Genomic DNA, 12532 nt, shown 5'->3' with positions numbered 1-12532 from the left:
TCTGGGGTCTGGGGTGTCAACGCCGCGGGGCGGAGTTCTCGTCCTCGGCGCGGGTACCGGTCCACCGGTCGGTCGCCGGCTCGGCGGTCTCGGTGGGCTGATCGCCCTTCGCCCGGGCCGCGGCGACGCGGGCGGCGTGGGTCGGCGGCTCCGGGACGGACTCCGGGGTGGTCGCCGCGTACTCCTTGCGCAGCACGGGCAGCACCTCCTCGCCGAGCAGGTCGAGCTGCTCGAGCACGGTCTTCAGCGGCAGGCCGGCGTGGTCGAGCAGGAAGAGCTGGCGCTGGTAGTCGCCGACGTACTCGCGGAAGGACAGCGTCCGCTCGATGACCTCCTGCGGGCTGCCGACGGTCAGCGGGGTCTGGCTGGTGAAGTCCTCCAGGCTCGGCCCGCCGCCGTAGACCGGCGCCCGGTCGAAGTACGGGCGGAAGCGGCGCACCGCCTCCTGGCTGTCCTTGTCCATGAAGATCTGCCCGCCGAGCCCGACGATCGCCTGCTCCGGGGTGCCGTGCCCGTAGTGGGCGAAGCGCTCGCGGTAGAGCTGGACCATCCGCTGGGTGTGCTCCTTGGGCCAGAAGATGTGGTTGTGGGAAGAAGCCGTCGCCGTAGTACGCGGCCTGCTCGGCGATCTCCGGGCTGCGGATCGAGCCGTGCCAGACGAAGGGGGCGACCCCGTCGAGCGGGCGCGGCGTGCTGGTGAAGCCGTAGAGCGGGCTGCGGTGCTTGCCCTCGAAGCTGACGTCGGTCTCGTTCCACAGGGTGCGCAGCAGGGCGTAGTTCTCCACGGCGAGCTCGATGCCGTCGCGGATGTCCTTGCCGAACCACGGGTAGACCGGGCCGGTGTTGCCGCGACCCAGGACGAGGTCGATCCGGCCGTCGGCGAGGTGCTGGGCGTAGGCGTAGTCCTCGGCCAGGCGCACCGGGTCGTTGGTCGTGATGAGCGTGGTCGCGGTGGAGAGGATGATCCGCTCGGTCTTCGCGGCCAGGTGGGCCAGCAGGACCGGCGGGTTGGCGGGGGCGGCGAAGGGCGGGTTGTGGTGCTCGCCGGTGGCGAAGACGTCCAGGCCGATCTCCTCGGCCTTCTGGGCGATCGCCACGGTGGCCTTGATCCGCTCGTTCTCGCTGGGCGTCCGGCCGGTGGTGGGGTCGGTGGTCAGGTCGCCGACGCTGAAGATGCCGAGCTGCATGATCGTGTCCTCCGTGCTGGTGGTTGAATCCGTTACCACTATGAACAACGTAGTGGCTCTGGTATTCCAAGCAGCTGCCCACCCTCCCTGTCCGCCCCCCCTCCCTCCCCCTGCCCTCCTTCCCCCTTCGTGCCCGCAACTGCCCGGGCAGTTGCCGGGTAGGGCAGTAATTTGCCCGTGGGGCTGCCCCCGTTTGGTGGACATCGGTTTAGGCGGCTGGTGCCGCCGTGGTGAGTCCGTGCTCGAAGGCTACGGGGCTGATGTTGCCGAGGGCGGTGTGGCGTCGTCGGCGGTTGTACACGGTCTCGATCCAGTGGGTCACGCTGTGGATCGCGGCGGCTCGGGTGGTGAACTCGTGGCGGTGGTAGTGCTCGGTCTTGAGGGTGGACCAGAAGCTCTCGTTCTGGGCGTTGTCCCAGCACACGCCGGTACGTCCGGCGCTGAGTCGCACGTCCAGGGCGCGGGCGGCGCGCTCGAGCTGGTCGGAGGTGTACTGGCAGCCGCGGTCGGCGTGCAGGATCACCCCGGCCGTGCGGCCGTCACGGAAGGTGACCGCCCGCCGCAGCGCGTCCTCGACGAGGTCGGTGTGCAGGCTGTCGCTGAAGGCGTACCCGAGCACGCGCCGGGAGCAGCCGTCCCGGACCGCGCACAGGTACAGCCAGCCCTGACCGGTGGCCAGGTAGGTGATGTCCGAGGTCCACACCCGGTTCAGCTCGCCCTGGTCGAAGCGGCGCTGGACCAGGTCCGGGATGCGGTGCGGCGCCGCACCGGTGACCGTGGTCGCCGGCCGCCACGCGCGCGGGCTGATGCCCTCGATCCCGTTCGCGCGCATCACCTTCGCGACCGTCTTGCGGGTCACGACCTCACCCGCCGCCCGCAGCTGCGCGGTGATCCGGGGCGCGCCGTACACCCCGTCGGAGTCCTGGTGCGCGCTCACCACCTTCGCGGCCAGATCCCGCAACCGCTGCTCACGCGGCCCCGGCCCAGCCGCCTGGCGGGCGAGCCAGTCGTAGTAGCCCGACCGCGACACCCCCAGCAGCTCGCACATGTCACCGACCGTGGACCGCACACCCTCGGCGCAGGCCTTCTCCGCGTGAATCACTGCGAACGCGGCGTCTGCTCCGACGCCCCCTCCGCCACGAAGAAGGCCGCTGCTTTTTTCAGGAACTCCCGATCCATCCGCAGCTGAGCATTCTCCGCGCGCAACCGCTCCAGCTCGGCACGCTCGTCGAGATCCACCGCCTCCGGCGGCTGATCCATCCGCGCACGCTCCCTGGCCACCCACCGACCCAGCACCTGCTCACCCACACCGATCTGCGCAGCCACCGCCGAGATCGTGCGGCCCGAGTCGATCACCAGACGCGCAGCATCACGCCGGTACTGCGGGGTGTAGCTCTTCCTCTTCGCACCCATAAGGGCCATCCTTCCCTGCCCGACCCAACCAGGCCGAGCCATCAAGATGTCCGCCGAACCGGGGCAACCTCACCCGGGCAGTTGCGGGGGTGGGGTGAATTGCCCGGGCAGTTGCGGGTGGGGGGGCGCGATTTGCCCGGGCAGCTGCGGGAGGGGGTCGCTAGCCTGCGGAGATGACGGAGAGCGGACCGCAGGGCAGCCAGGAGCGCGACACCGACACCTACGACGTCGTCGTCATCGGCGGCGGGCCAGCGGGGGAGAACGCCGCCCAGTACGCCATCGAGGGCACCGGCCTCACCGCGGTCGTCGTCGAGCGCGAGCTCATGGGCGGCGAGTGCTCCTACTACGCGTGCATGCCGAGCAAGGCGCTGCTGCGCCCGGTGCAGGTCGCGGACACCGCCGGCAACCTGCCCGGCATCGAACGCCCCCGGCTCGACGTCGACGCCATCCTCGCCCGCCGTGACTCCTGGGTCTCCGGCTACGACGACGCCGGCCAGGTCGCCTGGGCCGAGGGCATCGGCGTGGACGTCGTCCGTGGCGCCGCCCGCCTGGCCGGCGAGCGCACCGTGGCGGTGACCTCGCCGGCGGGCGAACGCACCCTCACCGCGCGCCGCGCCGTCGTGCTGGCCACCGGCAGCGACCCGGTCGTCCCGCCCGAGTACGCGACCGCCCTGCCGTGGGGCTCGCGCGACGCCACCGGGGTCCGTGAGATCCCCGAGCGCCTGGCGATCATCGGTGGCGGCGTCATCGCCTGCGAGGCCGTCACCTGGATGGCCGCGCTCGGCTCCCAGGTCACCCTGCTGGTGCGCGACGAGCGGCTGCTGCCGCGCACCGAGCCCTTCGCCGGGGAGGCGGTGCTGGCCTCCCTGCGGGCGAAGGGGGTCACCGTCCACCTCGCCACCAGCGTCACCGAGGTCTCCCGGCCCCACGCCGAGGACACCGGGCTCGGTCGGGTGCACGGCGGCGAGGTCACCCTGCGGACCGACGCCGGGGCGGACGGTCGAACGGGGGAGGAGGGCGATCCCGCACCGGGCGAGATCGTCGCCGACGAGCTGCTCGTGGCCGTCGGCCGCCGACCGGCGCTGTCCACGCTGGGCCTGGACGGCGTGGGCCTGTCCGCCGACGACGTCACCGGCGGCCGGCTGCCGGACTGGCTGCTCGCGGTCGGCGACGCCGCCGGCGAGGCGCCGCTGACCCACTGGGGCAAGTACCGCGCGCGGGTGCTCGCACCCGCCGTCGCGGCCAGGCCGGGCCAGGGTCCGGACGCAGCTCCGGATGTCGAGGGCTCCGGGCCGGCTCCCTTCGCCCTAGACCCGGAGGAGGTGCCGGTGCCGCAGGTGGTCTTCACCGACCCCGAGGTCGCCAGCGTCGGCATGACCGAGCAGGAGGCCCGCGACGCCGGTCTCGACGTCGTCACCGCCACCGTGCCCACCGGGCACGTCGCCGGGGTCGCGCTGCTGCGCGACCACCCCACCGGGAAGTCGCGGCTGGTCGTCGACCGGCAGCGCCGCACCCTCGTCGGGGCCACCTTCGTCGGGCCGGAGGTGGCCGAGATCGTCCATGCCGCGACCGTCGCCATCGTCGGCCAGGTGCCGGTGCACGTGCTGCGGCACGCCGTCCCCAGCTATCCCACGGGCAGCGAGGTGTGGCTGCGCCTGCTCGAGGCGCTGCCCGTGGAGCTGCGCGCCGCTCCGTGACCCCGAGCCCGGCCGCACCCTGACCCCGCTCTCCGCCGCACTGTGACCCCGGGCTCCGCTGCCCGCCGCAGCGCACCACCGGCCATACAGGATGCGCATAGGGAGCCGTAGAAGGGCATTTCTCGTATGACGCGCTGATCCCGAGACTGCTCGCATGACGATCACCGAGCAGCCGGGGACCCAGTCCGACGCCGCCCCCGGGCCGAGCGTGGCACCGCAGCGCACCTCCCGACGCGACATCGGGCTCATGCTCACCGCCGCGACGAGCACCCAGGCCGGCGCCGCCTGGGGCAGCCACGCCTTCGGCGCGATCGGACCGGCCGGCGTGGTCGCGGTCCGCCAGCTCATCGGCGCCCTGGTGCTGCTGCCGGTGACCCGGCCCGACGTCCGGTCGCTCACCCGCGGCCAGTGGGCCCGGGTGGTCGTCCTCGCGGCGATGTTCGCCGGGATGAACCTCTTCCTCTACGCCGCCGTCGACCGGATCGGGCTCGGCCTCGCGGTCACCCTGGAGTTCCTCGGACCCCTCTCGGTGGCCCTGCTCGGCTCCCGCTCCGCCCGCGACCTGGTCACCGCGGCGGCCGCCGGCCTCGGCGTCTACGTGCTCGTCCTGCCTGGCCCGAGCAGCGACTACCTCGGCGTGGCCTTCGGGCTGCTCGCGGCGGCCTGCTGGGGCGGCTACATCCTCGCCAACCGCTCGGTCGGAGCCAGCCTGCCCGGGGTGCAGGGCACCGCGCTGGCCACCGCGGTCTCGGCCACCGCCTACCTGCCGGTGATCGTCTGGCTCGCCGTCAGCGGCCGCTTCACCCTCGCCGCGCTCGGCCTCGCCGTCGTCGCCGGGGTGCTCTCGACGATCGTCCCCTACACCCTCGACCTGCTCGTGCTGCGCCGCGTGCCCGCCCGGGTCTTCGGCATCACGATGAGCGCCCACCCGGTGGCGGCCGCCCTGGTCGGCATGATCCTGCTCGGCCAGATGCTCGCCGGGCACGAGTGGCTCGGCATGGCGATCATCGTCGCCGCCAACGTCGCCACCGCCACCCGGCGCACCCGCCGGGTGACCCAGCCCGGCGTCACCACCTGAGCCCATCCACCCGAGACCCCGCCTCACCCTCGCCGCCCGGACGGACCGGAGCGCCTCTTGACCGCTGACCGACGTGCGCTGAGGATGAGCCAACGGCGCGGGCCGGGCGAAGGGATGGGCGTGTCATGGGGACCACGGACGAGCAGGTCGGCCCACCGGCGAGCGGGGAGTCCAAGGGGCTGAAGGCGGGGGCCGTCGGCTTCTGGGACGGCGTCGCCATCGGCGTCGACTCGACCGCCCCGGCCTACACCATCGCGGCCGTGCTCGGCTCGATCGCGATCATCGCCGGCACCAAGGCGCCCGCGGTGCTCATCGTCAGCTTCATCCCGATGCTCTTCATCGCCGGCGCCTTCTACTACATGAACCGCGCGGACCAGGACTGCGGCACCACCTTCTCCTGGGTCACCCGGGCGATGGGTCCGTGGCTGGGCTGGATCGGCGGCTGGGCGATCTTCTCCACCGGCGTCCTCGTCATCGGCGCCCAGGCGGACGTCGCCGCGAAGTACCTCTTCGTCCTCGTCGGCCTCGACGACCTCGCCGAGAACCGCGTCGTCGTCGTGCTCACCGCCTGCCTCATGGTCATCGGGCTGACCTGGATGACGGTGCGCGGCACCGAGATGTCGGCGCGCTTCCAACGGGTGCTCGTGGCGCTGCAGGTGGGCGCGCTGGTGGTCTTCATCGTCGTCGCCGTCGGCCAGATGGTCACCGGCTCCGTCGACGCCGGCGCCAACGACTTCAGCCTCGACTGGTTCAACCCGGTCGGGCTGTCGGCCAGCGCGCTGGTCAGCGGCATGCTGCTCGGCGTCTTCGCCTACTGGGGCTGGGAGTCGGCGGTCAACCTCAACGAGGAGTCCGAGGACGCGGTCGAGGCACCCGGCCGGGCCGGGGTGGTCTCGACGATCATCCTGCTCTTCGTCTACCTCGGCTCCGCGGTGGCCGTGCTCGGCACGATCAGCCTGGGCACCCTCGAGGAGTACGACGACGACGAGGCGCTCTTCGGGGTGCTCGGCGACATGGTGCTCGGGCCCTTCGGCTGGATCCTCGTGCTGGCGATCATCACCTCCGGGCTGGCCTCGACCCAGACGACCATCCTCCCGGCCTCCCGCGGGTCGCTGTCGATGGCCGTCGCCGGCGCCTTCCCGCAGCGCTTCCGCGAGGTGCACCCGGAGTACGGGACGCCCGCCTTCGGCACCTGGGTGATCGGCATCGCCGCCATCGTCTGGTACGTCGGCGGCTCGCTCATCTCGCAGAACTTCCTCTTCGACTCGCTCTCCGCGCTGTCGATCGTCGTCGCCTTCTACTACGCGCTCACCGGGGTCGCCTGCGCGATCTACTGGCGGCGTGAGCTGCGCCGGTCGGTGCGCGCCTTCCTGCTCGTCGGGCTGGCACCGGTGATCGGTGCGGTGGTCCTCTTCGTGCTCATGGTCGCCGCGGTGCGCGAGTACGCCGATCCGGCCGAGTCCTACACCGAGGCCTCGATCCTCGGGATGGGCGCACCGCTGGCGATGGCCGTGCTGATCTTCGTCCTCGGCCTGGTCCTCATGGTCGGCGCCCGCCTCAGCTACGCGAAGGGGTACTTCCGTCGCCGGGGCTGGGAGAACGTCTCCGACGAGGTCGCCCGCGCGGCCCTCGGGCCGGCGGGACCGGGCCAGTGAGCTCCCCCTTCGTCGAGACCCACCCGACCGCCCGGGCGCAGCGGGCGCTCGCCGACGCCCGCCCGGCGGTCTACTGGACCGACCGGCCGCAGCTGCGGCCGGACCCGCGGCCGCCGCTGACCGGCGGCGGTCACCGCGCCGACCTCGTCGTCGTCGGCGCCGGCTACACCGGGCTGTGGACCGCGGTGCAGGCGCTGGAGGAGAACCCCGGACGACGGGTCGTCGTGCTCGACGGTGGACCGGTGGCGATCGCCGCCTCCGGGCGCAACGGCGGCTTCGCCTCGCCCTCGCTGACCCACGGCCTCGCCCAGGGGCTCGGGCTGTGGCCGCAGGACATGCCGACGATCCGCCGGCTCGAGGCGGAGAACCTCGCCGGCTGGCACGCGAGCATCGACGGCGCCGGGATCGACGCCGAGGTGCACACCCCCGGCGAGGTGACCTTCGCGCTGCGCGAGCACGAGGTGGACGACCTGGCCGAGGCGGTCGCCGAGCACCGGGAGCACGGCATCGAGGCCGAGCTGCTCGACGTGGACGCCTGCCGGGCGGTGGTGGACTCCCCGCTGCCGCTGGCCGGGATGCGCGACCCGAGCGTCGGGCTCGTCGACCCGGCGCGGCTCGCCTGGGGGCTGGCCGCGCACGCCGAGCGGCTCGGCGCCCAGATCCACGAGGGCACCGAGGTGCTCGGCCTGGAGCGTGCCGGGACCGGGGTGGAGGTGCGCACCCGGTGGGGGAGCATCCGCGCCGACAAGGTCGTGCTCGGCACCGGCGCCTTCCGCGGGCTGCTGCGCCGGTCGGCCCTCTTCACCCTGCCGGTCTACGACCACGTGCTCATGTCCGAGCCGCTGTCGGCGACCCAGCTGGCGCAGGTCGGCTGGAGCGGGCGGGAGGGGCTGACCGACGCCGGCAACCAGTTCCACTACTACCGGCGGACCCTGGACGACCGCGTGCTCTTCGGCGGCTACGACGCCAACTACCACTTCCCCGGGCGGATCGATCCCGCGCTGGAGCAGGCCGGGGACTCGCACGCGCTGCTCGCCGAGCACTTCCTCACCCTCTTCCCGCAGCTGGAGGGGGTGCGCTTCACGCACCGCTGGGCCGGGGTCATCGACACCACCTCGCGCTTCACCCCGGTCTTCGGTCGGGCGCTCGGCGGCCGGGTCGCCTACGCCATCGGGTACACCGGGCTCGGGGTGGTCTCCACCCGCTTCGGGGCGCGGGTGGCCCTCGACCTCGTCGACGGGGTGGAGAGCGAACGGACCTCGCTGGCGATGGTGCGCCGGCCGCCGGTCCCCTTCCCGCCGGAACCGCTGCGCTGGGCGGCGGTACGGGCCACCCGGGGCGCGCTCGCCCGGGCCGACCGCACCGGGCGCCGCGGGCCGCTGCTGGCGACGATGGACCGCTTCGGGGTGGGCTTCGACTCCTGAGGGGCTGGGGCTCGGTCGTGCATGGCCACACCTACCGGCAGCTCCACCCGGTCCCGCGACGTAGCTGGGTGAGCGGGGCAGGGCAGGGCGGCCAACGAAACTGCTGCCAGCAGCAGTTTCGCGAGCCAGCAGCACCTCGAGCTGCTGCTGACTGAACGAGCTGCTGCCAGCAGCAGTTTGTTCGGGAAGGAGCAGATGACAGAGTGACGAAGTGAGCACGACCGGCACCACGACGACCAGCACGGCGCGACCGCCGATCCCTCGCGAGATCTGGGTGCTCGTCGCGGCCGCCTTCGTCATCGCGATCGGCTACGGGCTCATCTCGCCGGTGCTGCCCCAGTTCGCCCGCACCTTCGACGTCGGGGTCGCCGCGGCCTCGGTGGTGGTCTCCGCCTTCGCCTTCTTCCGGCTGGTCTTCGCCCCGGCCGGCGGGGCGCTGGTCTCGCGGCTGGGGGAGCGGCCGGTCTACCTCGTCGGCCTGGTCATCGTCGCGGTCTCGACGGGTGTCTCCGCCTTCGCCCAGTCCTACTGGCAGCTGCTGCTCTTCCGCGGGCTGGGCGGCATCGGCTCGACGCTCTTCACCGTCTCGGCGATGGCGCTGCTCGTCCGGGTCGCCCCGCCGCAGATCCGGGGTCGGGTCTCCTCGATGTACGGCAGCGCCTTCCTCATCGGCGGCATGCTCGGCCCGGTCTTCGGCGGCGCGCTCGCCGAGATCGGGATCCGGGTCCCCTTCGTCGTCTACGGGGTGGCGCTGCTGATCGCCGCCTCCCTGGTCGGGATCTCGCTGCGCGGCACCCCGCTGCGGGCCGCGCCCGACCAGAGCCGCGGGCCGGCGGTGACCACCCGGGAGGCGTTGGGGGACAGCGCCTACCGGGCCGCGTTGGCCTCCTTCTTCGCCAACGGCTGGGGCAACTTCGGGGTCCGGGTGGCGGTGCTGCCGCAGCTGGCCGTCGCGGTCACCGACCAGACCTGGGTGGCCGGTGCGGCGCTCGCGCTGGCCGCGCTCGGGACCGCGCTCGCGCTGCAGGTCTCCGGCCGTCTGGCCGACACCCTCGGTCGGCGACCCTTGGTCCTCGCCGGGCTCGTGGTGAGCGCGCTCGGGCTCGGCGTGCTCGGGCTGGCCCACGACACCGTCGTGCTGCTCGTCCTCAGCGTCGTCTCCGGTGCGGGGGCCGGGCTGCTCAACCCGGCCCAGCAGGCGGCGATCGCCGACGTCGTCGGCAACGAGCGCTCCGGCGGGTCGGTGCTCGCCTCGGCGCAGATGGCCCAGGACGCGGGAGCGATCCTCGGGCCGGTGCTCATCGGGGTGGTCGCCGACGTCTGGGGCTTCGAGGTCGCCTTCGCGGTCACCGGGGCGGTGACCCTGCTCGCGGCGCTGCCCTGGCTGGCCGCACGTGAGACGGCCCCGGCCAAGGCCGCGGCCCCTTCGTAGACTCGCCCGCCGTGAGCACCCCCGCCGACTCCCCGCCGCCGTACCCGCAGACCCCGGCCGGTCCCGTCCCGCACCGGCCGCCGAGCGGGATGCAGTCCTGGGCGGTCGGCCTCGTCGTGCTGGCCTGCCTGCCCTTCCTCGGCTCGGTGCTCGCCGGAGCGGGCATGGCGGTCTCCGGTGTGCTGCAGCGCAGCTCGGGCGGCCTGGCGCGGGCGAACGGCACCGGCGCCGCCAACTGGGGGATCACCTACCTCGCGGCGACCGTGCTGCTCGTCGGGGGTCACTTCTTCGCGCTCTACATGGTGGACACCCGCGACCTGGAGATGTCCGGCTGGTTCCTCATCCCGCTCGGGCTGTGGGCGCTGGTCTCGGTGCTGCACGTCGTCACCGCCATCCGGGGGATGCTGCAGGCCGGGCGCGGCGAGGCCTTCCGCGCGCCGGGAGCGCTGCCGCTGCTGCGGGACTGACGCCGCACCCGCATCCCACTCTTGCCCTAGGTAGACAGATCTACCTAGTATCGGTGCATGGCTCCCCGCACCCCGGCCCGTGACCGCCTGCTCGACGCCGCGGCGACCCGCTTCTACGCCGACGGCGTGACCGCGACCGGCATCGACACCATCACCGCCGAGGCCGGGGTGGCGAAGATGAGCCTCTACAACAACTTCGCCTCGAAGGGGGACCTCGTCGCCGCCTACCTGGAGCGGCGCCACGAGGAGTGGCTGGGGCTCTACGCCGCCCGCCGGGAGGGGGCCGCCGGCCCGCGCGAACGGGTGCTGGCCGTGGTCGACGCCTACGTCGACCACGCCGAGGGCGCCTACGCGCACGGGTTCCGCGGCTGCGGTCTGCTCAACGCGGCCGCCGAGCTGCCGGTGGGCGATCCCGGTCGGGCGGTGGTGCGTCGGCACAAGGAGCACGTCGAGCGGCTCGTCGCCGACGACCTCGCCGAGCTGATAGACGCCGCGGCCGCCGCCGACCTCGCCGAGCACATCGCCTTCGTCCTCGAGGGCGCCACGGTCCGGGCCGGGCTGGAGTCCGACCCGGCCCGGCTGCAGCACGCCCGGCGGCTGGTCGAGCAGCTGCTGGACGCCGCGTGAAGGGCGGTGCGGGCGCCGTCGGCGCGGTGCTGCTCTGCGCGGTCCTCTTCGGCACCACCGGCACCACGCAGGCGCTCGCCCCCGAGGGCGCGACCTCGCTGAGCATCGCCTCGGCGCGGCTCGTCGTCGGCGGCCTCGCGCTGCTCGCCGTGCTGCCGCTGCTCGGCGGGCACCCGCGCGAGGTGCTGCCGCTGTGGCGCACCCCGAGCGGCGTCGCCGCCGGGGTCTTCGCGGCGCTCTACCAGGTGTGCTTCTTCGCCGCGGTCGCGCAGACCGGGGTGGCCGTCGGCACGCTCGTCACCATCGGCCTCGGTCCGGTGCTGGCCGGGCTGCTCGCCCTGCTCCTCCTCGGCGAGCGCGCGACCGGGGTGTGGCTGGCCGCGACCGGGCTGTGCCTGGCCGGGCTCGTGCTGCTCGTCGGGGGCGGCGAAGGGGGAGGGCAGATCGACCCGCTCGGCGTCGGCCTGGCCCTGGTCTCGGCGGCGGCCTACGCGGGCTACACGGTCATCGCCAAGCGGCAGCTCGACGGCGGGCACCGGCCGGCCACGGTGATGGCCTCCGCCTTCGGCCTCGGCGGCCTGGTCCTCGTGCCGGTGCTGCTCACCCAGCCCACCGGCTGGCTGGCCGCGCCGTCGGGGGTCGCGCTGGCGCTCTACCTCGGGCTGGTGACGATCACCCTCGGCTACCTGCTCTTCGTCCGCGGGCTCTCCCGGCTGCCGGCCGGGCCGGTGACCACGCTCATGCTCGCCGAGCCGGTCGTCGCCACCCTGCTCGGGGTGAGCGTGCTCGACGAACGCCTCAGCCTGCTCAGCGCCGTCGGCGTGGGTCTGCTGCTGCTCGGGCTGCTGCTGCAGGGACTCGGGTCGCGCGGGACGGCCGACGCCGCGGCGCCGGACGGCGCCCTTCCCGAGGAGGCGACTGCCAGGATCGGGGCATGACCGACGACGCACGGACCGCCCCGGACCCCACCGACGAGCTGCCCACCCTTGAGGAGTTCCAGGCGCACGTCGCCCGCGGCGAGACCATCGCCGGCGGCTCGCCGATGCATCGCTTCATGCACGGCGCCAGCCAGGAGGCGCTGCAGGTGACCGCCCGGATCAACTCCGGCTACGTCACCCCGGAGGAGCTGCGGGCGCTGCTGAGCGAGCTGACCGGGCGGGAGGTGCCGGAGTCGGTGGCGGTCTTCCCGCCGATCTACAGCGAGTTCGGCAAGGGTCTCGTGCTCGGCGAGGACGTCTTCATCAACATCGGCTGCCGCTTCCAGGACACCGGTGGCATCACCATCGGCCCAGGATCGCTCATCGGGCACGGCTCGACGATCACCACCCTCAACCACGGTGAGCAGCCCTCCCGCCGGGCCGACATGACCCCGGCCGCGGTGACCATCGGCGAGAAGGTGTGGCTCGGTGCGACCGTCACCGTCACCCCCGGCGTGAGCATCGGCGACGGTGCCATCGTCGCCGCCGGTGCCGTCGTGACGAAGGACGTCCCGCCCCGGGCGGTCGTCGCCGGGGTGCCGGCGCGGGTGCTGCGCTACCTCGACGAGGACTGA

General features: G+C 73.4%; 10 protein-coding genes and 1 pseudogene. 9 read left to right on the top strand and 2 right to left on the bottom strand.

Annotation, left to right across the window (positions count from 1 at the left end):
• Positions 1 to 16: 16 nt before the first annotated feature.
• Positions 17 to 1187: pseudogene (locus tag BJY28_RS03655) on the bottom strand (LLM class flavin-dependent oxidoreductase).
• 208 nt (positions 1188 to 1395) lie between these two features.
• Positions 1396 to 2609, bottom strand: a protein-coding gene (locus BJY28_RS03650; RefSeq protein WP_179461801.1) for an IS3 family transposase whose coding sequence is annotated in 2 segments (ribosomal slippage) — positions 1396 to 2348 and positions 2348 to 2609 — 1215 coding nt in all. Because the reading frame shifts where the segments join, the coding sequence is not laid out codon by codon here.
• A gap of 164 nt (positions 2610 to 2773) precedes the next feature.
• Here BJY28_RS03650 and BJY28_RS03645 point away from each other — a divergent pair.
• The 9 genes from BJY28_RS03645 to BJY28_RS03605 all read left to right on the top strand — a co-directional run bounded on the left by BJY28_RS03645 (position 2774) and on the right by BJY28_RS03605 (position 12532).
• A complete protein-coding gene (locus BJY28_RS03645; RefSeq protein ID WP_179461800.1) occupies positions 2774 to 4297 on the top strand; it encodes a dihydrolipoyl dehydrogenase family protein in 1524 nt (507 codons plus the stop codon).
• Positions 4298 to 4451: 154 nt separating this feature from the next.
• Positions 4452 to 5375 carry an EamA family transporter gene (locus BJY28_RS03640; RefSeq protein ID WP_246313332.1) on the top strand — a complete coding sequence of 308 codons (924 nt, stop codon included), beginning with the start codon at positions 4452 to 4454 and terminating at the stop codon, positions 5373 to 5375.
• A gap of 125 nt (positions 5376 to 5500) precedes the next feature.
• Positions 5501 to 7030: an APC family permease gene (locus BJY28_RS03635; RefSeq protein ID WP_179461799.1), complete on the top strand. Its 1530-nt coding sequence runs from the start codon at positions 5501 to 5503 to the stop codon at positions 7028 to 7030.
• Complete coding sequence (locus BJY28_RS03630) at positions 7027 to 8454, top strand: FAD-dependent oxidoreductase (protein WP_179461798.1); 1428 nt, start codon at positions 7027 to 7029, stop codon at positions 8452 to 8454. Before BJY28_RS03635 ends, BJY28_RS03630 begins: the two co-directional genes overlap by 4 nt.
• A 211-nt stretch (positions 8455 to 8665) precedes the next feature.
• A complete protein-coding gene (locus tag BJY28_RS03625; protein ID WP_179461797.1) occupies positions 8666 to 9886 on the top strand; it encodes an MFS transporter in 1221 nt (406 codons plus the stop codon).
• Positions 9887 to 9897: 11 nt separating this feature from the next.
• Entirely contained in the window at positions 9898 to 10353 is a 456-nt protein-coding gene (locus BJY28_RS03620; protein ID WP_179461796.1) for a magnetosome magnetite crystal formation protein family, read from the top strand.
• A 57-nt stretch (positions 10354 to 10410) separates the two neighbouring features.
• The gene (locus tag BJY28_RS03615; protein WP_179461795.1) at positions 10411 to 10980 is read left to right on the top strand and encodes a TetR/AcrR family transcriptional regulator; all 570 of its coding nucleotides are present in this window, start codon (positions 10411 to 10413) and stop codon (positions 10978 to 10980) included.
• Positions 10977 to 11918, top strand: coding sequence for an EamA family transporter (locus BJY28_RS03610; RefSeq protein ID WP_218875151.1), 942 nt, complete (start codon positions 10977 to 10979; stop codon positions 11916 to 11918). The genes BJY28_RS03615 and BJY28_RS03610 overlap by 4 nt, the downstream gene beginning before the upstream one ends.
• Positions 11915 to 12532 carry a DapH/DapD/GlmU-related protein gene (locus tag BJY28_RS03605; RefSeq protein ID WP_246313331.1) on the top strand — a complete coding sequence of 206 codons (618 nt, stop codon included), beginning with the start codon at positions 11915 to 11917 and terminating at the stop codon, positions 12530 to 12532. Before BJY28_RS03610 ends, BJY28_RS03605 begins: the two co-directional genes overlap by 4 nt.

Source organism: Janibacter alkaliphilus, assembly GCF_013408565.1.
Classification (GTDB): domain Bacteria; phylum Actinomycetota; class Actinomycetes; order Actinomycetales; family Dermatophilaceae; genus Janibacter; species Janibacter alkaliphilus.
The sequence above is the reverse complement of the archived record's forward strand: the minus strand, read 5'-3'. Positions and strand labels throughout refer to the sequence as shown.